Source organism: Methylacidiphilum infernorum V4 (assembly GCF_000019665.1).
Classification (GTDB): domain Bacteria; phylum Verrucomicrobiota; class Verrucomicrobiia; order Methylacidiphilales; family Methylacidiphilaceae; genus Methylacidiphilum; species Methylacidiphilum infernorum.
On sequence record NC_010794.1, the window covers coordinates 1347737 to 1370336 of the forward strand.

The 22600-nt window shown below is 43.2% G+C and carries 20 protein-coding genes and 1 tRNA gene; 9 read left to right on the forward strand and 12 right to left on the reverse strand.

The window, feature by feature from the left end:
• Positions 1-35: 35 nt before the first annotated feature.
• Together map and rpsT are read right to left on the reverse strand one after the other, a co-directional pair.
• The gene (gene map / locus MINF_RS06390; RefSeq protein WP_012463780.1) at positions 36-815 is read right to left on the reverse strand and encodes a type I methionyl aminopeptidase; all 780 of its coding nucleotides are present in this window, start codon (positions 813-815) and stop codon (positions 36-38) included.
• A 64-nt stretch (positions 816-879) separates the two neighbouring features.
• The gene (gene rpsT, locus MINF_RS06395) at positions 880-1158 is read right to left on the reverse strand and encodes a 30S ribosomal protein S20 (RefSeq protein ID WP_012463781.1); all 279 of its coding nucleotides are present in this window, start codon (positions 1156-1158) and stop codon (positions 880-882) included.
• Positions 1159-1303: 145 nt separating this feature from the next.
• Between rpsT and argS the strand changes: the two genes are divergently transcribed.
• The 6 genes from argS to MINF_RS06430 all read left to right on the forward strand — a co-directional run bounded on the left by argS (position 1304) and on the right by MINF_RS06430 (position 8214).
• On the forward strand, positions 1304-3046 hold the full coding sequence (gene argS, locus MINF_RS06400; RefSeq protein ID WP_012463783.1) for an arginine--tRNA ligase: 1743 nt from the start codon (positions 1304-1306) through the stop codon (positions 3044-3046).
• Between the two features lie 490 nt (positions 3047-3536).
• Entirely contained in the window at positions 3537-4640 is a 1104-nt protein-coding gene (locus MINF_RS06410) for a PAS domain-containing sensor histidine kinase (RefSeq protein WP_012463784.1), read from the forward strand.
• Positions 4637-5320 carry a response regulator gene (locus tag MINF_RS06415; protein ID WP_012463785.1) on the forward strand — a complete coding sequence of 228 codons (684 nt, stop codon included), beginning with the start codon at positions 4637-4639 and terminating at the stop codon, positions 5318-5320. The genes MINF_RS06410 and MINF_RS06415 overlap by 4 nt, the downstream gene beginning before the upstream one ends.
• A gap of 159 nt (positions 5321-5479) precedes the next feature.
• The gene (locus MINF_RS06420) at positions 5480-6841 is read left to right on the forward strand and encodes a hypothetical protein (protein WP_187146925.1); all 1362 of its coding nucleotides are present in this window, start codon (positions 5480-5482) and stop codon (positions 6839-6841) included.
• Positions 6842-6927: 86 nt separating this feature from the next.
• A tRNA-Glu gene (locus MINF_RS06425) sits at positions 6928-7002 on the forward strand.
• A gap of 9 nt (positions 7003-7011) precedes the next feature.
• Complete coding sequence (locus tag MINF_RS06430) at positions 7012-8214, forward strand: DUF763 domain-containing protein (RefSeq protein ID WP_012463787.1); 1203 nt, start codon at positions 7012-7014, stop codon at positions 8212-8214.
• On the opposite strand, the gene MINF_RS06435 is transcribed toward MINF_RS06430, so the two are convergent.
• The 8 genes from MINF_RS06435 to MINF_RS06470 all read right to left on the reverse strand — a co-directional run bounded on the left by MINF_RS06435 (position 8207) and on the right by MINF_RS06470 (position 18537).
• Positions 8207-9568 carry a putative Na+/H+ antiporter gene (locus MINF_RS06435; RefSeq protein ID WP_012463788.1) on the reverse strand — a complete coding sequence of 454 codons (1362 nt, stop codon included), beginning with the start codon at positions 9566-9568 and terminating at the stop codon, positions 8207-8209. The two genes, MINF_RS06430 and MINF_RS06435, sit on opposite strands and share 8 nt — an antisense overlap.
• Before the next feature lie 47 nt (positions 9569-9615).
• Entirely contained in the window at positions 9616-11022 is a 1407-nt protein-coding gene (gene bioA / locus MINF_RS06440) for an adenosylmethionine--8-amino-7-oxononanoate transaminase (RefSeq protein WP_048810490.1), read from the reverse strand.
• Between the two features lie 23 nt (positions 11023-11045).
• Positions 11046-12209, reverse strand: a complete 1164-nt coding sequence (locus tag MINF_RS06445; protein ID WP_238523452.1) for an aminotransferase class I/II-fold pyridoxal phosphate-dependent enzyme — start codon at positions 12207-12209, stop codon at positions 11046-11048.
• A gap of 10 nt (positions 12210-12219) precedes the next feature.
• Positions 12220-13443, reverse strand: a complete 1224-nt coding sequence (locus MINF_RS06450) for an amidohydrolase family protein (RefSeq protein ID WP_012463791.1) — start codon at positions 13441-13443, stop codon at positions 12220-12222.
• 362 nt (positions 13444-13805) lie between these two features.
• A complete protein-coding gene (locus tag MINF_RS06455) occupies positions 13806-14477 on the reverse strand; it encodes a phosphatase PAP2 family protein (protein ID WP_012463794.1) in 672 nt (223 codons plus the stop codon).
• A gap of 27 nt (positions 14478-14504) precedes the next feature.
• Positions 14505-16691, reverse strand: coding sequence for a heavy metal translocating P-type ATPase (locus MINF_RS06460; RefSeq protein ID WP_048810225.1), 2187 nt, complete (start codon positions 16689-16691; stop codon positions 14505-14507).
• A 121-nt stretch (positions 16692-16812) separates the two neighbouring features.
• Positions 16813-17811 (reverse strand): aspartate-semialdehyde dehydrogenase, encoded by a 999-nt coding sequence (locus tag MINF_RS06465; protein WP_048810492.1) that lies wholly within the window; start codon positions 17809-17811, stop codon positions 16813-16815.
• 171 nt (positions 17812-17982) lie between these two features.
• On the reverse strand, positions 17983-18537 hold the full coding sequence (locus tag MINF_RS06470) for a bactofilin family protein (RefSeq protein ID WP_012463797.1): 555 nt from the start codon (positions 18535-18537) through the stop codon (positions 17983-17985).
• A gap of 165 nt (positions 18538-18702) precedes the next feature.
• Here MINF_RS06470 and MINF_RS06475 point away from each other — a divergent pair, with 165 nt between their 5' ends.
• Genes MINF_RS06475 through MINF_RS06485 form a run of 3 tightly spaced genes read left to right on the forward strand, consistent with a single transcriptional unit; the run spans position 18703 to position 21645 of the window.
• Positions 18703-20475, forward strand: coding sequence for a hypothetical protein (locus MINF_RS06475; RefSeq protein WP_079200430.1), 1773 nt, complete (start codon positions 18703-18705; stop codon positions 20473-20475).
• A complete protein-coding gene (locus tag MINF_RS06480) occupies positions 20447-20959 on the forward strand; it encodes a YdbL family protein (protein WP_012463800.1) in 513 nt (170 codons plus the stop codon). The genes MINF_RS06475 and MINF_RS06480 overlap by 29 nt, the downstream gene beginning before the upstream one ends.
• On the forward strand, positions 20944-21645 hold the full coding sequence (locus tag MINF_RS06485; RefSeq protein WP_148205173.1) for a hypothetical protein: 702 nt from the start codon (positions 20944-20946) through the stop codon (positions 21643-21645). The genes MINF_RS06480 and MINF_RS06485 overlap by 16 nt, the downstream gene beginning before the upstream one ends.
• On the opposite strand, the gene MINF_RS06490 is transcribed toward MINF_RS06485, so the two are convergent.
• Together MINF_RS06490 and MINF_RS06495 are read right to left on the reverse strand one after the other, a co-directional pair.
• Complete coding sequence (locus MINF_RS06490) at positions 21642-22103, reverse strand: DUF3347 domain-containing protein (RefSeq protein ID WP_048810227.1); 462 nt, start codon at positions 22101-22103, stop codon at positions 21642-21644. The genes MINF_RS06485 and MINF_RS06490 overlap by 4 nt on opposite strands.
• Positions 22104-22153: 50 nt before the next feature.
• Positions 22154-22594: a hypothetical protein gene (locus MINF_RS06495; protein WP_012463804.1), complete on the reverse strand. Its 441-nt coding sequence runs from the start codon at positions 22592-22594 to the stop codon at positions 22154-22156.
• Between the last annotated feature and the right edge of the window lie 6 nt (positions 22595-22600).

A 22600-nucleotide genomic window follows, 5' to 3' on the forward strand; every position in this document is an offset into this window, starting at 1 on the left:
TTCAAAAAAGAAAAAAATTCAAGAGTTTTTTATCTTCAATGCGTATAACAATCTAATTCTATATCCTTCTCTGACAAAGTCAAAATTTCAGGACCTTTCTTCGTTATCAATACGGTGTGCTCAAAATGGGCCGATCTCTGTCCATCTTCAGTTACAGCGGTCCAACCATCCGGGAGCATGACCACCCTACCCGTGCCCCGATTAACCATCGGCTCAATGGCAAGGATCATTCCTGCTTTTAATTTGGGCCCACAACCCGCTTTCCCAAAATTAGGAACAGGAGGTTCCTCATGAAGCCTACGGCCGACGCCATGGCCGACAAAATCTTTTACCACCTGGTATCCCTGTTCCAACACGTATCTTTCGATAGCTGAAGAAATATCTCCAACCCTGTTCCCTTCCCTAGCCTGGGCTATCCCAATCATAAGCGCAGTGCTTGTCACCTCCATCAACCTCAAATCTTCCACGTCCACGGTTCCCACCGGAAAAGTTTTTGCCGTATCCCCAATCCACCCATCAAAGATAATACCGACATCGAGTTTTACCAGGTCACCATAACGGATTTTGCGCTTTCCGCCAATCCCATGAACGACCTCTTCATTAATCGATATGCAGATATTTCCAGGAAATCCTCTATATCCAAGAAATGCACTTTTAGCTCCATAAGACTGGATGAGATGAGCGGCATATTGATCGACTTCGGCTGTTGTAATCCCAGGGGCAAGAATGGCCTTGATTTTCTCGATAATCTCGGTAACCAGCCGGCAACTACGCCGCATCGCCTCGATTTCTTTGCCTCTTTTAATGGGTATCACTGTTAAATGAATTGATTTGAAAATGAATAGACCAGGTATAGCTTAATCCAATACAACGACGAGATCAAGAGATTCCATCACCGGTTATTTTTTCTATTTTCTCCAACAACCTTCTTTTTTTTCGATTGGCATTATTAGCCACGAGCTTTTTTCTTTTTACCAATCGATCGAGCAAAGATTGAATTTTGGGGAAAAAAGCTAAGGCTTCTTGCTTTTTTTTGGCTTCGATCAAATCCTTGAGCTGCTTAATCTGCTCTTTTAATTCTTTTTTTGCTCTAAGATTAAAAATTCTTTTTCTTTGACTTTTCCGCTGATGCTTTTCAGCCGATTTTGTATTGGGCATAGGGAAAATTAATTTTAGAATTTTTTATCTCCTGTCAAGCAAAATAGAAGTTGTTTTAAAATTTTTATATGGCTGCTATTTTCTTTCTGGTCTCATTGATTGAATAGCTTTAGGCGGATGGAACAATAAAAAGAGAGAGCTTATTATGCAATTTCCTCAAGATTGGATTTTGGACACATTGAAAAACAGTCTTTATCAAAAGTTTGGTCAAATCCCCTTTACCCCCATTGTTGAACCCTGTACAAATCCTGCTTTCGGAGATTTCCAATCGAATATAGCTTTTATTCTTGCCCAGTCACTCAAAGCAAATCCAAAGAACCTGGCCGAGGAATTAGCAAGATCCATTGGTGAAAGTCCCTTTATTTTTCCTCCAGAAGTTGGAGGTAGTGGTTTTTTAAATTTCAAAGTGAAGCCTAAAGCCTATTTAGACACCTTTCTAGCCATACGCTCGGATCCAAGGCTGGGAATCGAGCAGACAAAACAACCTCAAACCATAGTCATCGATTTTTCCAGTCCGAACATAGCCAAAGAGTTACATGTCGGCCATCTGCGTAGTACAATCCTCGGAGATGTCTTGCGAAAATTAAATCTTTTTTTAGGCCACCGCGTTATTACCGATAATCACCTGGGGGATTGGGGAACCCAGTTTGGGATGGTTATCCTTGGATATAAAAAATATGGTAGGCCCGAGCTGCTTACCCAAAGACCCTTAGAATACCTTGAAGAACTCTACATAAAAATCCAGAAAGAATCCGATGAATCCACTCAAATTAGGGAGGAAGCAAAAAAAGAATTGCAAAAATTACAATCTGGAGATCCCGAAAACAGGAGTCTTTGGGAGAGATTCGTTCAGGCTTCTCTAGGAGAATTAGACAAAATCTACCAGAGATTGAATGTTAAATTTGATTTTTCTCTTGGAGAGAGTTTTTACAATCCCATGCTTGAAGGAATAGTCGAGCAGCTCCTTCAAAAGGGGATAGCACGATACAGCGAAGGGGCGGTTTGTGTTTTTTTTGGGAAGAGTTTTCCCGAACTCGAGGACAATCCCCTGCTTATCCGCAAAAGTGACGGAGCTTTTCTTTACGCGACAACGGATATAGCCACTCTTTTTTTCCGATTCCAAAACTGGGGTGCTCATAGAATCATATATGTTACCGACTCAAGGCAAAAACTGCATTTTAACCAACTCTTTGCCCTTGCTCAAATTTTGGCCCTCCCTGTTCGATTAGAACATGTCCATTTTGGCTCCATCCTAGGAGAAGACAAAAAACCCCTAAAAACAAGGGAAGGAACACCTGTAAAGCTCAGGGAGCTTTTGGACGAGGCAGAAAACAGGGCCTATCAACTCATAGACGCCAAGCGTAAAGATCTATCCCCGGAAAAAAAACAACACATAGCCAGGGCAGTGGGTATAGGAGCCCTAAAATATGCCGATCTTTCTCAAAATAGAACCCTCGATTATGTTTTCAAATGGGAAAAATTGCTTTCATTCGACGGCAACACCGCCCCTTATCTCATTAATGCTCATGTGCGAATCCGTTCTATCATGAAAAAAGCTTCACTGCATGGTTACTATTCAACCCTTGGATTTACCTCTTTGAAATTTGAAACCGAAGCACTCCACCCCCAGGAAATAGAATTATTAAGAACTCTTTTGAGTTTTAAATATGCCCTTTGCCTCGCATCCGAGGAAAACTCTCCTCACCATTTATGCAGCTTTCTGTATGCTTTAGCCAAGGTTTTCCATAAGTTTTATGAGCTCTGTCCTGTCCTGGGAGCTCCAACCGAACCTATCCGCCAGCGCAGAATGGCTTTTTGCGAATGCACCGCCCAAACCTTATCCCTTGGTTTGAATCTCCTGGGTATTGAACCCCTGGATGAAATGTAACCGTTCCGGCAGAGAATTGTTCATTACCTCCTGGGCTGGAACAAGGCTGACTTCCTGCTTCGCCGAAGCTGGATATAGCGGCACTTACGTGTCTGACCAGGGATCTCCTCTCCACAGGATGTCACCGTGGAATCCAGGGCCGTGTCCCTCAAGTCGATCGCGGCTCGAACGCTTACGGTCATGCTCTGCGCCGCAGGGTCTTGCGCCGCGACACCCAGGAACTCCGCAGCCTTGCGGATGCCGACCATCTTGCGGGGCATGCTCTGAAAGCGAGCATGAATAACCATTGACAAGCAATAATTTTTTGAACTACTCAAACCCTTTTTCTTTTCTTAGCTTATCCCTAAATGCTCAAAATCGGTCCACTTCCTCTTTCATCAACGCTATGGCTATAATTTTTTTATAAGATCATCATTTTTTATTGTCTCATACGATTATTGCCTATAATGTATAAGGTAATTATTTAACAAGTTATACTTATTGCTTAAAGATGGAAAAAAGTTGGATAGATGAGGATAAAAGATGCAATTTGACTATATCCCAATGCCTTCAACATGAAATCGAACCTTCTTACTGCAGCATAGCGCAATGGATTTTTAATGTCATTCATAATATTGGAGAAGGGTTGTTGGTTCTAGATAGTGATGGGAATATCAAGCTTTCCAATAAAGCAGCTGAAGAGCTATTTGGATATTATAGAATGGAGCTCTACAAAAAGCCCTTCGTAGAATTGCTTGCTCCTCCCTATCGTCAGAAATGGATTCGAACCTTCTTATCCAAAAAGAAAAAAAACAAGGCTAACCAGTATGAACTGTTGGGCCAGAAGAAAGATAAGAGCACTTTTTTCATGGAAATTTCCACCAGTGAAGTGTTTTTGAAAGAAGGTAAAATATTGAGTGTGCTGGTTAGGGATATCCGGGAGAGAAAGGCGCTAGAAAAAGCAGCCCTAGAAGCAAGTGAACAGGAAAGACAAAGAATCGGCCAGGATATTCATGATAGCCTGTGCCAACTGCTCATCGGCATCGAGTTTAAAGCACAATTCCTTGCTCAAGAGCTCCATGAAAAGCGAGAAAAAGGGGAAGAACTGGCAACCGAAATAGCCAAATTGGCCAGGGAAGCAGCTACTTCAGCTCGGGATATTGCAAAGGGGCTTGCTCCCTTGGCAATGACTACCTCAGACTTAATTTCCTCCTTGATTGAGCTTTCACAAAATACTTCTAAAAACACCCATATCGGCTGCCAATTCCACTTGATTGGAGAACCTATAATTCCCAATCCCTCTTTCATTATACAACTTTACCGCATCGCCCAAGAAGCCATAAATAACGCGATTAAACATTCCAAGGCCACACAGATCGATATCACCCTAGGAGAAATGTCTGGAATGATCTTCCTTCAAGTAGAAGATAACGGAGTGGGCATGAAAATAAGAGAAGGAATGAACAAAGGTTTGGGATTCCGATCGATGCTCTACAGGGCGGGAATGATAGGAGCCAATTTAACAATCGATTCTTTGCCGGGAAAAGGAACAAAAGTCATCTGCAGTTTGCCTTCTTCTGTAAAATCGAAAACCGAAGTCCAGGAAAAAGTATGACCGAAAATCTTGCCGAGACCAAAAAAAGAGGTGTTCTTATCATTGATGATCATGCCGTTCTTAGAGAAGGCATAGCTTATATCATTGGGAGGGATCCTGCTTTAAAGGTGTGTGGAATGGCTGAAAATGCCCAGAAAGGATTTGAACTCGTAGAAAAACTCAAACCCGATATCGTCTTGGTTGATATTTCGCTTCCGGGAAAAAGTGGTCTTGAGCTCGTCAAGGATATTCATGCCATCTACCCTGAAATTCCCATCCTTGTTCTATCCATGCACGAAGAATCCCTTTTTGCCGAAAGAATGCTTAGAGCGGGAGCAAGGGGATACCTGATGAAATCTGAAGGGGGAGAAAAACTGCTTCAAGCCATACATCGAATTCTCGAAGGAAGCATATTTGTCAGCGATGAAATCTCTTCGAGGATATTGGAAGGATTTACAGGCAAAAAGAGTTCTCCATTCAAGACCAGCCCTTTGGGCAAATTAAGCGATCGCGAATTGGAGGTTTTTCAGCTTATTGGCAAGGGGCTGAGTTCAAGGCAGATTGCCGACCAACTCCACTTAAGTATCAAGACGGTCGAAGCTTATCGAGCCAGTATTAAGCAGAAACTCAAGCTCCAAAGCGGAACCGAACTCGTTCATTATGCCATTTCTTGGCACCAAACAAACATTTCTCCAAGCTAGTATATACTTGGCTTAAGCCCCGGTGCTTGCTATAAAAAAAAGGCCTTAAAATTTATGGCTCCCAAGGATATTTCCTCTTTTTTTATTATTCTCGGTTTTTCATTGGGCATGGGTATATTTTCAAACTTCTTTATTTTGTTCCCAAAAGTAGTAAAGATCGTGAATGGTGAAGGGATCCCGCTTGAAAAATTCAAAAAGAATATTTTTCTTTTGACTCTCTTTTCTCTTTTCCTCGTTGTAATGGGTTTTATCGTTCTTAGAACACCTTCCTCCTTTTCCCTAGGCTTGGTTAGCTTACTTTACATTCTTTTTTTCCTCAGAATTTACCGGGGTATTAAAATCAGAAAGTCTCTAACGGACAGGCTTATTGAACTGGTGATCGGCGTGCTGTTTTTTTCAACCGAAGCCCTGCGTACAGGAGGCCTGGACTCCTTCCCTTCCCATTTTTTTTATCCTTTCTGTGGGCTTTTTTGTTTAGAAATAATATCGGGAAGTTATTTGCTCTTTCTTCTTGTTTTTCCCCCTTTTGTAGAAGGAGGCGCTCACGGACGAAAACTGCTGAGTTTTTCTTTTGCTTACCTGGGGAAACTTTTAGATTTACCCATGGGGCTTTTTTTCCTTTGCCTTATCTGGTTTTCTTTCGAGGTTTCTCTTTACTGCTCTTCATTTTTTTCCACCATTCCCTGGTTTTTAATCTTGAGCAGCTTGCCGGTCTTCTTCCGCATTTACCATCAGCTCTTTGCTGAACCAAGTTCAACGGGCATACTCATGAGATCCCTCGGACCCAACCATTTTTGCTCTTCTTTTATACCCGCCTTTCCCCGTTCAAAAATTTCTTTCTTTTCCGTTTCCAGTTATGTCTTAGAATGCTGGACGGTCTGGATTTTACTTTTTTTATTATCTTTTCGAGGAACATCTCTTTTTTCTTTTTCTTCTACCCTTCTGCCCTTTCAAGAACAGGCCACAGGGCAAACCACAGCCGCTTTTTTCTCCTTCAATCCCTTTTCTCCCCTCCCTTTTAAACTCCAATTTATAGATCCTCAAAAGAGCGCCCCTCACCTACCGGAAAGCCTCGTTATAGTATTAAAAGAGAGAGCAATTGCCTACCATGTCGTTGCTCCTTCCATAAAAAAAGAGAAAAACGCTACATTTTACTTCTCCGCAAGCAATTTTTCCAACCCGGGAAATTGGGAACTAAAAGTAATGACAAAAACAGAAAAGGAGGGCATTTTTCATCCTGAACTGGCTTTTACAATAAGACTACCCCCGGGATGGAATCCCCATAAGGATTTAACTTTTCCTTCTTCTTTTCCCTTTGCTTTCTTTTGTTCCCTGGGGTTTATCTCCCTTTTTCTCTATTTATACCGCTTTAGTTCGCTCTTTACCCAAGCTGCAAAAACTTGGTCAAAGGAGGACTGTGAAGCAAAAATCCTGATTAGTTATCTAGGACCCAGTTTTAGCAGCCGATTAACCACTTTCTGTTCGGCCCTTTTTATCCTGGGAATCGCTTTTTTATTTTAACCTTGATTTTGTTACCGAATTCGTATCTTCTTTAATTTTCTTGCGCCGGTCTCTTTTGTCTGCTTTGCTAAGTTTATGGGAAGCTTGACCCCATGGTGTAGTGGTCAGCACTCCACCCTTTCACGGTGGCAGCACGGGTTCGAATCCCGTTGGGGTCGCCATTTTCTACCATGAAAAGGAACACCGCTTATCTTCCCTTGCATGATGGCAAGGCTCCCTCTTACCTTTTTGAACGCATGGTCAAGCTTTCCGGAGTAATGACAGGTCTTATCGTAGAGGAATACGGAGCTGAAGAAATGCTTCGTAGGCTTTCTGATCCTTGGTGGTTCCAGGCTTTTGGATGCGTCCTGGGTTTTGACTGGCATTCTTCAGGACTTACCACAGTCTGTTGCGGAGCGTTAAAAGAAGCTCAAAGAAGGTACGGAGATATCGGCATCTATGTTGCCGGAGGCAAAGGAGGGCAATCGAGGAAAACTCCCCTTGAAATTATCGAGATTTCAGATCGGTTGGGGATTGGTTCTGGAGAAGATCTTGTTCGTACTTCCAAACTTGTAGCAAAAGTCGACTCCGCTGCCCTCCAGGACGGGTTTTCTCTCTACCATCACTGTTTCTTTTTTACCTCCTCCGGATCATGGTGCGTTATCCAGCAAGGAATGAACGAGCAAAGTAGCTATGCACGCAGGTACCATTGGCTAGGTGAAACGACCAAGGATTTTGTCTGCAACCCTCATGCAGCCATAGAAGATCTAAGGGAAAATCAAGAGAGCTTTTTAGAACAATCTCAAGCTCCCGGACCCTGTTTCCCCTCCCGAAGTTCCCTACTCAATATGATTTCTCCAGAAGCTGAAAGTTCCAGGCAAACCTGTAGCCTTATAGCACAAGAAAATCCTCAAAAGACTTTAAATCTCATTTCTGAAATTATAGAAGGCCCCACCCTTTTTGCTCCTTCACGGCACCATCTTTCAGCTTCTGATTTTTATCCCGTAAAACTCAAAATGCTCCGTAAAGCCCTTATCGCCGCCTACGAAAGAGAACCGAAAGATTTTCAATCCCTGCTGGAAACGCCCCTCGTTGGCCCCGCCACTATCCGCAGTCTGGCCCTTATCGCCGAACTTATTTTTGGGGTGCCTTTATGCAGGAAAGATCCCCTCGAAGATTTCTCCAAGCGGGTTGGCGGCCGCAGCTGGGCTGATTATTCTTTTGCCCACGGAGGCAAAGATGGTATTCCTTTTCCCATAAACCGTAACCGTTATGATCGAAACATCGAGATTCTCGAAAAAGCCCTTCGAAAGGCAAAAATAGGGTATACAGAAAAAAAAGAAGCTTTAAAAAGACTCGCTTACATTAGCCAAGGAACTTCTCCACCTACTTAAGAAACAACTCTTTCCCTAAAAAGAGGATGGAGACAAATACGGTGGGGAGAAAAGCCATCTGAAAAAGTTTCGTCGAAGACAAGCCATCAGGGAAAAAATCCCTGAGCAAGGATAATCCCGCCAAGTTCGGCGCATTGGCAATGATCGTCAACCCGCCTCCAGAAAGGGCTCCCGCTATGATAGCCCTTTTTTTGGGTTCATCCAGCTCGGGAACAATGACTGTTGCCATAGAGGATATGAGCGCATTGTCATTCAAGGATGAGAGAAAGATAGAGGACAGGTAGAGAGCTACATAACTTAAAGAGTTTAAAAACCGGTTTAACCACCAAGATTGAAGGTTCCCAAATATTTGCAGCGAGGCAAGAAAGAATCCCACCAAGCAAGCTTTAAGCCAAGGAACCTCCCCTTGGTAGTCTTTCGTAGCTTCCACAAAGGCCAGGAAAAAAACAAGCTCTCCCAGCATAAGCACAAAATGTTCCCTTATTCCAACGGCAACCATTAAGAAAGCAAAATTCAGGCCTACAATCCACAAAGGAGTTTCTTCTCTAGGGATGAAAACCACTGCTTCCTCGGATTCGGCCTTCAGGGTTTCCCTCTCCAATTCCAACCTTTGAAATTCTTTTTTAAAGAAGTAATAATAAGCAAGATTGGAAAGGACCATGCCCAGGACGAACACTATCCCGAAATGGGTTAAAAGATACAAGCTTCCCCATTGCCATTTATGGGCGACGAGCACTACCGGTGGAGCCGCAAAATTGGTCAATGTCCCGCCGATCGAGACATTGAAAAAAAGAAGCCCAATCGTGCCATAAGCAAGTGCCGGTTTAGGATTCAAACAAAAAAACTTTCTGCCGAGCAAAAGTGCACTTAGAGTCATGGCTGAGGCTTCCGTAATAAAAGATCCACAAAGGGGCCCCAGGGTCAGTATCCAAAACCACCATCTGCCCACACTCTCCTTTCCTTTCTGGACAAAAAGTCCTATCAGTTTTTTAAAAGTATTCAGAACGGGTTGCGTCGAGGAGATAATCATAAGCAGGGTGACGAACAAAGCCTCTGGATACTCTTTTTTTAACTCGAGTTTTTCCAAGGCCTTATCCCAACCTGACTGCATAGCTAATAGGACTAAGAGGACTGTTAACCACAATCCAAAAATGATTTCTACTTCTCCCCCAAGTCGCAGGAGTACCCCCCAAAAATAACTCCACCGGGCAAGGGCATTGTTGTCATTTCTTTTTTGCAGGGCATAATTGATCAACGACTTGCCTACATGAAAGGGAAAAGAAGAAAGCAGGGTATGAAGAACGGCTAAGAAAAAACAACCCGTAGCCAGGTAGCTAAAATGGACTCCGGTCATCTTGGAAAACTAGGATAAAAGAGCCTTCTTTTCAACCGCTAAGGGATTTATGGCAAAGAAGAAAAATACTTTTTTGGCGGTAAAATATCGCTTAGGGCTTGATAAAGAGCGGAGATCATCCCTTCAATATCCTCCCTGGAAGAGCAGTAAGGAGGAACAACGATCAACACATCTTTGATCGGCCGGGTGATTAGACCATAAGCTTTTGCCCTTTCGCTAACCGTCCAACCGATGTCAAAAGAAGGATCACACCTCAAGTTTCTTTTATTTCTTAGAATTTCAATAGCCAATACCGCTCCTTCTACCCTGACGTCACCCACAAGGGGATGATTCCAAAAAACTTGGGCATAGGATCGGAGGTGTTGGGAAAGGATAGCAATCCGATGAAAAGTGTTTTCTTCTTCAAAAATTTTTAAATTTTCATCTGCTGCTGCACAGGCCAGGGGGTTAGCCGTATAACTATGCCCGTGAAGAAACGCTTCGGTGTATCCCCCTTTAAAACTTTCAAATATTTCTTCCCTAACCAGTGTCGCCGCGATAGGAAGTGTTCCTCCCGACAACCCTTTGGCAAAGCAGATGATATCAGCAAAAACATTTTCTTTGAGCGAGGCCGCAATCTTATCCCCTGCCCTTCCCATCCCGGTAAATACCTCATCAACAATAAAAAAAGCCCCTGACTGTTTCACCAACTCAAAAGCTTCTTTAATGTAGCCTTCGGGGTGCATCCACATTCCCGATGCTCCCTGGATTCTTGGCTCCATGATCATCGCAGCCAGCCTATGTTTATTCTTGTCGAGGTTTTTTTTAAGCTCTTCAAGGCATTCCCAAGAGCATTTCCTTGTCAGCCTGGCATCCCCACCCCTTTCCCTTAGCGACCTGTTCCAAGGACAATGGAAACAGGAAGGAGCAGCAACGGGCAGGGTATTAAAAAGCAAATCTTTAAAACGGCTTTGAAAAGGAATAGATGATACACTCATTGCTCCCACGGTATCCCCATGATAGCTCCCCTTGAGACATAAAATTAAGTTTCGTTGTCTTTCATTTCTTTGTTGCAAAGCTTGCCAGGCTATTTTGATTGCCGCCTCTACCGCTGTAGATCCATTATCCGAAAAAAAAACCCTATAATTTACCGGGTTGCCTTTAGAGACCATGGAAACCAGAGTTTGGCCAAGGTTAACCGCCCAAGAATGGGTATTGCCCAAAAAGGAAACATGATCAAGCTGTTCTAGGCAGTTCACGATGGCTTTTACAAGCCTTGGATGACGATGGCCATGGGTAGTTGTCCAGATTGAAGAATTTCCATCCCAATATTTCTTTTTGCTCGCATCATACAGGTAGCATCCTTCTGCTCTTTCCAAAACGAGGGGTTCATAGGAAGGATCAAACCACCTGTCATAAGGAGTAAAAGGATGCCAAAGGTATTGCCTGTCTAACCGGTTGATCAGCTGGGTCATAAAAAAATAAAGGGAATCATCCCTTAGCAATGCAAATATTTTTCCAGTGCATTTTTTAAATAATCGATTTGATCGAAATCGTGGAGAGCGGTAAGAGAAATCCTCAACCTGGCCTCTCCCTTGGGAACAGTCGGATAACGAATCGGGGGAAGGTAAATTCCTTTTTTTTCCAGGTCAGCCGAAACTCTAACGGCCTTCTCTTCGCTTCCTATTTTTACAGGGATAATAGGGGAGTAATAAAAAGTAGAGGTTGGAATTCCTTCAAAAAAATAACAAATATTTTCCCTGAGCTTTCTCCTTAGCAAATCTCCTCTCTCCGATCTAATAATATCCAGGGCAGAAGCAGCCGCAGCCATACATGAGGGGCTCAGGGCCGTCGTAAATATGAAGGATTTAGCGGTATTGATCATCCATTCTATAACCTCCTGGCTGGCCGCGATATAACCCCCTTGGGAACCTAAGGCTTTTGAAAACGTCCCTAAAATCACATCAACCTTTTCCGCTAAACCCAATGCCGTAGCTAATCCACCTCCTCCTTCGCCTAAAAGACCCTCGCCATGGGCATCATCGAGCAGTAGATAGGCTTCGAAACGTTCTTTAAGCTCAACCAGTTCCCTTAAAGGAGCCATGTCCCCATCCATGGAAAAAAGGGATTCGGTTACGACCAGAATCTTTTCATACTTCAAGGCATATCTTTCCAAAAGCTTTTTGAGATCCTCTATTTCGTTGTGAGCAAATACTCTAAGGGTAGCGCGACTGAGGCGGGCTCCCTCCCATAAGGATGCGTGGCATAAGCTGTCCATCAAAACCAGATCCGATGTTCCGACAAGAGAAGGTATAGAGGCCAGGGCCGCCATAAAACCGGAAGGAAAAATCAAAGCTTTTTCCTTGCCTTTCCATCTTGCAAGGGATCTTTCTAGGGCATGAAAAAGAGGATTATTTCCTGAAATGAGTCGCGAGGCCGAACAGCTCGTTCCATATTCTTTCGTCGCTTCTATAGCCTTTTCGATAACCGAAAGATCCCTTGAGAGACCAAGGTAATCATTTGATGAAAAATTAAGGATTTCCTTCCCTTCTAAATCAGCCCTCATGCCTACCGAAGGTTTGAATTCCCTCAGCCTGCGCTCCAAGTTCTTCTCCCTGAGATCTTGCAGTCTTTTTCCAAAGTCAAAATTCTTTTTTTTCACTTTTTCTTTTTTAGAGGGTTTCAAGACAATGCACGATGCGGCCGTCAACGATGATCATAAAGGGAGAAGAGTCCCCAAAGAGAAGAAATTCCAAAGGATCCGATGAAGGTTGATCAAAAGGATAGACGGCCAAGTCCGCATAGGCTCCAGGGCTAATTACTCCAAGCTTACCAGCCATCCCTATCGCTTTGGCCGGATTCACCGTCACCATCTTCCACCAATCGAGGAGAGGAATAGACGGATAAGAATGGTGGGCAACTTGGATTTCCTTTCTCATGTCAAGGCTGTCATTGGAGGCAAGGCTGTCGGTGCCCAAAACAATGTTGACGTTTTTTTCCAAAAGAGCAGGCAAGGCAAAGGGATCATGCCCGAAAAAGGCATGAGATTTCGGGCAATAGACCACAGTCCATGGATTTTTTTCGAGAAGATCGTAATCGGCTCGGTCAAGGTAATTCAAATGGACAAGCAATGAATTTGGACCTAAGAGTTCTCTTTCGGCAAGGAAGCGCAGGGGAGAAGACGGCGTAAAATCCCTGTAAGAGGGATTCAAACTGGAGATAAATTCAAAAAGAGCTCCTTTTTTCTCTTTGAACATGCGGTATTCATCCAGTGATTCTGCAACATGGGTCATCAAAAAACCTTTTTCTTTTCTACACCAAGCCTTGGAGAGAGTATACAACTCAAGGCTTGCTGTATAAGGGGAGTGAGGGGAAATACCAATGGCTTTGAATGGAAAAGGATCTTGGAAAAAAAGGAGGGAACCGGCCAGCTTTTCAACGCTCCACCCGGACTTGCCCACATCGATAAGCTCAAGGAAACTATAGATCCTCAGGGGAGAATGGAATTTAAACAAGAGAATCTCCGGCTTGGAGAGAATATCAAATAAGCAGGTTGTTGCAGAACGTAAGGCTAAGTTTATGCCCGTTTGAAAAGATTCCAAGTACTCCCTTGAAGAAAAAGTCCTTTTTAGCTGGACCATACCCTTTATCCATTCTACAAACGAGCCTCGAAATGAAGAAAGCTTGCCTTTAAAAAGGGTATATTCCAGATGACAATGGGCATTGATCAGTCCCGGAAAGATAATTGCCCTCCCCAAGTCCAAGACTGTCTCCTTGGGCCCGGCCTCCAGGGATCTAGAAACCTCAAGGATTTTGTTTCCCTGGATCCGCACACAACCCGGACTCAAGATTAAACCCGGCTTGCAGAGAACATGAGAAGCCTTAAGGGTAAGCATCGCTTTTAAAGTTTACAGAAAATCGCCGGTTATGAAAAGAAACTCTAAAGAGCCCTGTTTTCATAACTTTAATTTCATTGGCTGCCCAGGGCCCCTTGTATTGTTTTTACCTTATAAAAGAGGAGCCTTAGCTTCCGCACTTTTCTCTGCCGATTGCTTTTCTTTTGAAAGGATTGTTTGGCTCATCCCATAACCGAACAGACCCTGGTGGCCGGGTCTTTCCGATAGATTTAGCGGGCTTGCAAGAAACGGTTTTCCTACTTGAAAATAACTTTATCGTAGGAGAGGGATTGGAATGGATAATGGATCAAAAAGAAAATTCAATGAGTCGATTGCTCTAAAACAAGAGCCAGCTTGAACATTTAATAGAAATAAGTTTCTCTTGGGCAAGCTCTGTCCTTTTTTATCCGGGGCAGGTGCAAGGGCAAGGAAGGATACCGGTTATAGAGAGATGGAAAAAGCCTAGCTCCGTGTTTTTCCCACAACCAATGAACAAAGTAAAGGAAAGCATAAGAATAAACCAAGGCTATCAGCCAGCCCGCTAAAACATCCGAAGGGTAATGCACTCCCATGTAAATTCTTGAGTAACTCACTAGCAACACCCAAAACCAGATCCAAAGAGCACCCCTTCCATAGATGGCCGTGAGCATAACCGCCGCAGCCGTGTTATTGGCCGCATGTCCCGAAGGAAATGATCTTCCTCTTGGAGGCTCCTTTGACGGCGGTGGATTCGAATAGTAGATTCTGTCCGGTTTCTCTACAACTCTTACATTGCGAAGGACTTGAAACGGCCTTGGCCTATGCACCACCTCTTTGATCGTATCGGTAATTAACCGATCTCCTCCGATGACGGAAAGAAGCGTCAATATGACAAAAAGTCGTTCTCTAAACTTTCCAAGGTAAAAAAACAAGAAGCCAAATATCCATAAAGGCAAGCTAAAATTTCCTAGGTCGGATATGAAAGGCATGAACCAGTCTAAAAAAGGAGTATGGAGTCCATTGAGAGAATAAAAAAGAACGAGATCCGGTTGCATGGCGAAAGCTTTAAGTCATGGAATTGCTTATCTTTTATAAAGTCTCAGTGCGTTCCCAATAACAAAAAGATCTGAAAGTCCCATTGCTCCTGCACAAACCGAAGGAGACATTTTCCCCATCACCGCGAGGGGAATGGCCAAGGTATTGTAAAGAAACGCCCAGAAAAGATTTTCTTTTATGGTTTTAAGTGTCTTATCGCTAATCTCCAACAAAAGGGGAATAATTTCGATATCCGCGTTGAGCAGTACAATATCCGCAGATTCCTTGGCGATGTCACTGGCGTTGAGAACGGCAATCCCCAGGTCAGCTTGAGCAAGGGCAGGCCCATCGTTGATTCCATCTCCAATAAAAGCAACCGACCTGCCTTGTTGTTGGAAGCTCCTTATTACGTTCGCCTTTTCCTCAGGACGGACTTCGGCGATAACGTGTTCAGGAGCGATCCCTAGCTGAAGACCTAATTGTAGCGCTATTTCCCTTTTATCTCCAGAAAGGATATATACGGTATATCCCTTGGCGGAAAGCTTTTCGATAACCTGCTTTGCTGTTGGTTTAATGGGTGCGGCTATGGGATAATAAGCAATGAGTTTGTCGTTCATCGCCAGGCCGACCCCGCTCGAAGAGAGGGATTGCAGATCGCAAGTTTTTATACCCAAGCTTCTTAACCAAGAAAGAGATCCTAATCTTACCGTGAAGTCCTGGTAAAGGGCTTGTATGCCTGCACCTGGTTTTTCCTGCCAATCCTTCAAGTTTAGCCGTGAAGAGTCTTTAAATCTTTCGATAATAGCTCGGCTAGCTGGATGCAAACTCGAACTTGCCAAAGAATAAGCAAGGGTGTCGGCGACCAAGGGATCTATAAAAAAATACTCCGGATTTTCTACTGTTAACTTTGGCTGGGTCAACGTTCCTGTCTTGTCAAAAATGACTTCTTTTATTTTGCCACATTTTTCAAGGGCGGATCCATCCCGGATCAAAATCCCCAAGGAAGCTAGGCGGTTTGAGGCAACCATTATGGCAGCTGGCGTGGCAAGCCCCATAGCGCAAGGACAGGCAACAACAAGGACGGAGGCCGCCCTTATTAGGGCTGTCTCCCACTTTGTTAAGCCCGACAACCCCCATCCTAATGCCGTTATTACGGCTACTCCAATAACAAAAATAACGAATACGCTACTAACCTTGTCTACAAAATTCTGTATGTTTGCACGACTTTCTTGTGCTTTGAGAACAACCTCGGCAATATGGGCAAGAACAGTTTTTTCTCCCGCAGCACTAACACGTATGATTAAACGGGAATGAAGATTAAGAGTTCCTGCAAACACCTTTTCTCCAGGCCATTTTTCAACAGGTTTACTCTCTCCCGTAAGCATGCTTTCGTCAACCAGCCCCCTACCCTCCACTACTTCTCCATCAACGGGAATTCTTTCTCCCGGCTTTAAAATCACCTTCTGGCCGATAACAAGTTCAGAAGCACGAACCTTTTTTTCGATGTTGTTATCCTCCAACACGGTGGCGTAAGCAGGAGCTAATTCTAAGAGCTTTTTCAGCGTCTTGTTGGCTTTTCGAGATACCCTGGCCTCGAGCCAGTGCCCCGCACTCACCAAGGTTATAATCGCCGCCGCTTCATCAAAATAGTAATGCTCTATAATACCCGGGAAAAAAAGCCCGAAAGTGCTTAAAAGAAAGGCCGAAGAACTGCCAATGGAAACAAGGGTATCCATATCCAAACGCCCACTGCGAATCTGTCGATAAGCCCCCAAGTAAAACGAATAGCCACTGACGAGTTGAACAGGAAGAGCTAAAAGAAAAAGGTATAACCCAAAAAAGAAGTTCCACCGAGAATAAAGGATAGCCATCCACGAGGAAGGAACAGAAAGAGCAAAGAGCATATTCCCCAACCATAAAGGAGGAGAACGTATTAAATACTGGCTTAGATAAAGGATGGTAGTCAAGATAATACCAAGAACCAGGGAACGCGTCCAACGTTTTGAGGCACTGTCTTCATCTTCTCCTTCAATCAATTTTGCCCCATAACCGGCTTCTTCAACAGCACCAATAAGCTGGGGAACCTGGCACCCTTCCTCGGCAGTCACAACAGCCTGCGATTTTTCCAAGTCAACATGAGCGGATAACACCCTGGGCACTCGGCTTAAAGCGTTCCTTACATGTCTAACACAATTATTACATGTCATCCCTTCAATACGTAATTTGATTTTCATCTTGAAAATATATGCACAAGAACGGCCGTTACCCAAAAAAATTCGCTAACTCTAGATTAAGATTCAATCTTCGATTGAAGGAATCTATTGATACTTAAAACCCTTTTTTTTAGAAATTTTCTTAATGGATAAGGGCTTCAAGAATCTGAACAGCATTCCAAGCTGCCCCCTTGAGAAGTTGGTCCCCGCTTAAAAAGAAAGCGACTGCTCTAGGATGAGACAGATCCTCTCTAATTCTGCCGACCAACACCTCTTTTCTACCGGAAGCTTTAATAGGAGTGGGGAAATCCCCATTCTGCGGATCATCTATAACTTCGATTCCTGGAGAAACAGATAAAATTCTTCTCGTCTCCTCCGCTGTAATTTTCCTTTCCGTTTCAACGACGACCGATTCGCAATGAGCTCTAAAAACTGGAACCCTGATACAGGTGGCGCATACATTCAAGCGAGGTAGGTGAAATATTTTTCTGAGTTCTTGCATGACCTTGTTTTCTTCCCCGTTGTAGCCATTATCGGCTATAGGGCTGTTATGGGAAAAGACATTAAAAGCAATTTGCTCGGGAAACACCTCAGCAGTTATAGGTTTACCTTGGACAAAATGCCTAACTTGAGTTTCCAATTCTAACATGGCTTTAGCACCCGCACCGCTCGCTGCTTGGTATGTGGATACGATTACCCTTTGAACGGTCGCCGCTTTATGAATAGGCCACAGGGCAACGGAAAGTAGGGCCGTCGTGCAATTGGGATTAGCCACAATTCCTTGGTGAGCGTTGAGATCTTCACTGTTGATTTCGGGAACAACCAAGGGCACCTCTGGCTTCATTCTAAAAAACGAAGAATTATCGATAACAACGGCTCCACTTTCTTTAGCCTTGGGAGCATAAAAGGCGGAAATAGAACTTCCTGCACTAAAAAAAACAAAATCAAGATGCTTGAACGCATCGTCCTCAAGTTGCTGTACTCTAAGCTCCTCTCCCTGGAAACCGATCTTTTTCCCAACTGACCTAGGTGAAGCAAACAAGCGTAGTTCAGAAATGGCGATCTTGCTTTTTTCCAGCAATTTTATAGCTTCAATACCGACAGCTCCCGTCGCTCCAACGATGCCAATTCTTAATCCCATACCAACTTCCTCATGGACTATTTTTACTTTACCAAGCCTCCTCTCGGTTCTCCCTAACCTTTTTTTCTTCCCTTCCAAAGAGGAATGCAAAAATAAATTCTTTTTAAGTTAATTTAAAATAGCGGTCAGGGCCAAAGATAAGTTTTCGAGTTAACCCCAGGGAATTCTTCACTATCTGCCCGGTAACTGCTTATCCGGTGATGAGGCAGGCTTCGATTCCGTTGCCTTACTCGGAGAAGGAGATTTCTGGGCAGAAGATTGTCCTGAAGGTAAATCTTTTTTCTGAGAGGGTTCAGTTTTTACCGAAGGAAGAATTTTAAAAAAGGAGCTAAAATTTGGTTTTTCAATACGGTCTAAAAGGAGACTTTCAGACCTGCCGACGAATATTGCCCCGGGCTCGATCAAAAGGGAGGAGGTCTTAATATCCCCAAAAACCTTGGAAGTATTAAGGAGTTCTAACCTTTCCTTGGCAAAAAGGTTGCCTTCAACCTGCCCCTTAATAATAATCGTCTTTGCCTTGATCTCTGCTTTAACTACGGCATTAGGACCTATAAGCAATACACCGTCTTCGGAATGGATGTCCCCTTGAAGTTTACCGTTGAGCTGCAATTCTCCGCTAAAACCTACAGAACCCTGAAATTCACTAGACTGATCAAGAATGGTCACTTTCGAAGATTCCTCAGCACTTCTTTTAGCTTCCTCTTTCTCCAAATGGGCTAAATTCACCTTGATCCTCCTCTTTTCTCATTTTCTCTCCTTTTACATGAATCGGTTGCATTGTGCAAGCCTTAGAATGCAGGAAAAAATAAGGAGAAACATCTTCGCCTTTTCTTTTTCTTTTCTTATAAAAGATAAAATGATAAGCCAAAGTAAAAAAAGAATTTTTCACCAATGTTTGGGAAAAAACAATCGGCAACGGGAGACAAGAACCCTTCGGCCGCCAATCAACGTTTTTTTATCGATCTTCTCTTTAATATTCTCTTTTTTAGCTCTCTATTCATCTGCTTGATCCTAGCTGTATCCTACGTTATCTATCATCATCCCAAGCCCATTCTCCTGGGCATTGCCCACCATTATCATCTTCCCCTTCAAGTCGAAGAAGTCCAGTGGGTGTCTCCACACAGCCTGAAATTGAACAAAATAGAGCTGGGAGAAATGGCTAAAATCAGGGAAGCTGAAATCGAATGGGATTGGATGGAGCTAACCAGCCAACAGGTTTTAAAAAAAATCACGATCAATTCTCCAGAAATCTGGGCTAGCGCATTCATTAAGTTTTTGGAAGACAAAATTGGAACTCAAGACGAAATCGAGCCACCTCGTCCTCCTCTATTCCATTTTTTCTTCATTAAATTCCAGCTCAACCCCATCGTCCGAATGCTCGAAATAAGAAATGCGGTTTTAAATATCGATAGAATTCACCCTCATCTGCCCCCTATTCCCCTACTCCTAGGCTATAAAGGAACTCCTCTTGTTCTTTCCAATGTTCCCCTTCTGGGTATAGCCACCCATAATGAAATATTAGAACAAGCCACAGCGGCAAATATTGCTTTACTCTCCCCCTATGATCCCCTGAGCAAGATCTTAGAAATAGAATCCCTAAGAGTAAAATTTTCTTGGCATGGCCTTGTACACCACACAGTCGAAGAAATCGTTGTTCTTCATCCCACCCTCTTTTTAGGCCCGGATCTCTTCTGGTATGTCGATCATTTCCGTGAAATCCAACGCCGGACAAAGAAGAGAGCCGAACCGGATAACGCCTTGGAGGAATGGTATATAAGAAACCTCCAGTTGAGGTATGGAAAATTAAACATTAGCGCTTTTGGAGAACCGAGTGTCGAACTGCCTTTCATTTTTGAGACGACAGCCCATGATTTTCCTTTGAATAATTGGAAAGAAGTGAGTTTGAAAAACAAGCTCCGGGTTATTCCTGGAAGAGTCGATTATCCCCAGCTAGGACTGTCCATGGACATTGCAGGCGGGGAAATCGCTTTTAATTTACCTCCTGAAAGCAAAACGGCCAATAATTTGGTCAACTCGGTTAGACTCAATGAAATAAGTTGGAAAGGCTTTACCGCTCAGAATGGATGGTTTTCTGTCACCTTTCAAAAAGAAGGCATTTATGGATTCTACGGCTTCTTTCTTTTCGATGGATATACCCACGGAGGATTCCAAGTAACATTTGAAAGAGGATTCCCATGGGAGGGTTGGATGACCGTTTGTGGATCCAAGATGGATCCTTTGATAGAAAAGCTTTGTATGGGTAAAAAAGATATTGTATTCAGAGGAACTATTGATGGAAGATTGAGGATGAAAGCGGTTGGATCTAATCTTGAAAATGTGGAAGGCTTTTTCCTCGTATCGGCTCCAGGATACCTGGATATAAAAGATATGGATTTTCTTACAAAAAATATTCCTTCTTCCTGGGAGCCAAGTTCCAAACAGCTTTTTTCCCTTCTTGCCGACTCGCTCCGCAATTACACCTTTAAAAATGGCTTTGTTAAATTAACCTACAGTTACCCAAAAAGCGATCTCCTGTTGGGATTATATGGGCCCCAAGGCAAGAGAAATTTCTCCATCCATTGGACCCAAGATCCAAAATTAGGCCCCCCCCTGGGACAAAATTTTTTCAATACCAGTGAAAAAACCATTTTATTGCATCCCTAAAATTTTGCTCTTTTGCAAACTCATAAAAAAAGAAAGAATACTGATTCTTTCTTTTTGTGTCTTTGGATGTAGCCCCACGGTAAAACTCACCACTCCCGAGCCCGTAAAAATTAATGTTAATATGGGGGTAGTGGTGACCGAAAAAGAATCTCCAAATCGAATAACCCTTGATCCTCAAGTCGCTGACCGTCGTCGATTACGATCAGGAGAAGTGCAGAATCTAAAAAATGCACGCGTTATTGGTGAAAACCGAGAAGGATACCTTGAAATCATCAACCCACCCAAGGAAGAAAATTATAGGAATTGGGCCAAAAAGGTCGTCGCCGAAGAAAACGAAGATAGAACGAAACTCTACTTGACCCAAGCCAAAATTCAGGGCAAGCCTCTTGAAGAGATCGAAAGAGAATATGCTAAAAAATGGCAAGAAATGAGTTTTCCCGGAGAGTATATTCAAGAATATAATGGAAAATGGATCCAGAAATGAGTCAAAAGAAAAACCTGTTTTTTTTCTTTTTTCTCTTTTCGGAAGTTTATTTTCTTTTTGGTATCCTTCAGCTGAATTCTTATTCCCAAAATGTCCCTTTTGATCCCCAATCCGACTACCCTCTGCCTTCGCAGTCCAATGCCCAAACTCAAACTCCTCTTAATCCCATCCAGTACCGTTCTCAATCTCCACAAGAAAACCCAACCCAGAAAAACAACCCGAATACCCAAATATATGGACAGAAAACAGAGAAACAATCGCATGCAACCGGTTCCAATATGGAATTCAGCGAAGAACTCCCCGATCCAACCAATGGCTTAAAATCCGTCCTCGACTCTTTGACCGAAGATCAAAGAAAAACGATTGAAAAAAAGTTTCATAGGGAGGCTATTCATGCTTTTGTCGGAAAAACCGATTCCCTCGATAGAAGTTACCTTCTTTTTGCTGAAAAGACGCAAAAAAACAATGAATCCTTGATTTTGGTTTTTGCCTGTAAAAAAAATAAAATTCATTATCTTTTTAGTAGTCTCCATCCCTTTTCTATACCTCCCCAAATACGGCTGACCCCTTATGACCGGCTTTCCTTGACTCTGACCGTGGTTCGATTTGAAATGGCACAAACGACCCCGGAAATCTTTACTCAAGCTACAATCCAAAAGAAAAAGGAGAATCTGGGCAGGCGCTAAAATTCTGCCGTCACATCACCGCAAAGAAGCATCGCCGACCCATAATAAGGATTTCTTACTTCCTTGTCCGGTTGAATCCAACTGGCTTGGGCCATGGGACAAGTCAAGACAAAATACTTGCCCGTTTTAATTTTTTTAGTTCTTAAGGTCTCTATCAAAATATCGCTGACATCCTTAAAAGCGAGCCTTGCCGAATCAAGATCCTTGGCTTCGACAAGCAATTTTACTTTTGCAAGCAGTGTCTCGGGAAAAAATGAAGGGGTATTTTTCTGAACAATATCCATTAGTGTTGTTGCTGCCTGGGGGACCCCTTTTAGGGTATCATCGGAAAGAAGCTTCCCAACTTTGAAATATTCCTGGAGGGCAGAATCCAACACCGGAGAAGAACCTTCAGCAAATAAAGGAGAAACAATCCCCAGTAAAACGATAAAAGCTATCAATAGAGGAAACTTTTTCATCAACTATTCTGCGGCAGAAATACCCTACCTACCTATTGCCAATTTAAAACTTAGGGAGTAGAAGATTCAAGCTCTTTTGCATATTTTTCGTAGACTTCGGCAAGGGCTTTCATCAGGTCCGCTTTCATCCTTAATTTTCTTGCCGTAGCCTTTGGATTTTTCGTCTCCGCCACTTCTTTTAGAACTTGATCAAAAGGACCGGATTCTCCGCAGCAAGATCCCCCTTTTGCTCCTCCCATCATGCCATGACCCATTCCACCCATACCATGTCCCATCATACCATGGTCCATTCCCTCCATTTTGTGCCCTTCGTGCCCCTCTTTTTCTTCCACGGTTTGTTGCTCGGTCTCAGCCTTTTTATGTTTTTCATGTTGGGCTTGCAATGGTAAAACAGCTAAAGCCAACCCTAAAAAGAAAAAGATCAAGAAGAAAGAGGTCTTTGAAATGTGAATATTTTTCATGTAGAAATTCCCTCCAGGGTTAAGGTCCATATATTA

What these genes read in the sequence shown, in the direction of transcription:
- MINF_RS06410 (WP_012463784.1), top strand. Translation starts at nt 3,537, where the DNA reads ATGGAAAAAAGTTGGATAGATGAGGATAAAAGATGCAATTTGACTATA.
- MINF_RS06415 (WP_012463785.1), top strand. Translation starts at nt 4,637, where the DNA reads ATGACCGAAAATCTTGCCGAGACCAAAAAAAGAGGTGTTCTTATCATT.
- bioA (WP_048810490.1), bottom strand. Translation starts at nt 11,022, where the DNA reads ATGACCCAGCTGATCAACCGGTTAGACAGGCAATACCTTTGGCATCCT.
- MINF_RS06495 (WP_012463804.1), bottom strand. Translation starts at nt 22,594, where the DNA reads ATGGACCTTAACCCTGGAGGGAATTTCTACATGAAAAATATTCACATT.
- MINF_RS06475 (WP_079200430.1), top strand. Translation starts at nt 18,703, where the DNA reads ATGTTTGGGAAAAAACAATCGGCAACGGGAGACAAGAACCCTTCGGCC.
- MINF_RS06430 (WP_012463787.1), top strand. Translation starts at nt 7,012, where the DNA reads ATGAAAAGGAACACCGCTTATCTTCCCTTGCATGATGGCAAGGCTCCC.
- MINF_RS06460 (WP_048810225.1), bottom strand. Translation starts at nt 16,691, where the DNA reads ATGAAAATCAAATTACGTATTGAAGGGATGACATGTAATAATTGTGTT.
- MINF_RS06435 (WP_012463788.1), bottom strand. Translation starts at nt 9,568, where the DNA reads ATGACCGGAGTCCATTTTAGCTACCTGGCTACGGGTTGTTTTTTCTTA.
- MINF_RS06490 (WP_048810227.1), bottom strand. Translation starts at nt 22,103, where the DNA reads ATGAAAAAGTTTCCTCTATTGATAGCTTTTATCGTTTTACTGGGGATT.
- argS (WP_012463783.1), top strand. Translation starts at nt 1,304, where the DNA reads ATGCAATTTCCTCAAGATTGGATTTTGGACACATTGAAAAACAGTCTT.
- MINF_RS06485 (WP_148205173.1), top strand. Translation starts at nt 20,944, where the DNA reads ATGGATCCAGAAATGAGTCAAAAGAAAAACCTGTTTTTTTTCTTTTTT.
- MINF_RS06455 (WP_012463794.1), bottom strand. Translation starts at nt 14,477, where the DNA reads ATGCAACCGGATCTCGTTCTTTTTTATTCTCTCAATGGACTCCATACT.
- rpsT (WP_012463781.1), bottom strand. Translation starts at nt 1,158, where the DNA reads ATGCCCAATACAAAATCGGCTGAAAAGCATCAGCGGAAAAGTCAAAGA.
- MINF_RS06465 (WP_048810492.1), bottom strand. Translation starts at nt 17,811, where the DNA reads ATGGGATTAAGAATTGGCATCGTTGGAGCGACGGGAGCTGTCGGTATT.
- MINF_RS06450 (WP_012463791.1), bottom strand. Translation starts at nt 13,443, where the DNA reads ATGCTTACCCTTAAGGCTTCTCATGTTCTCTGCAAGCCGGGTTTAATC.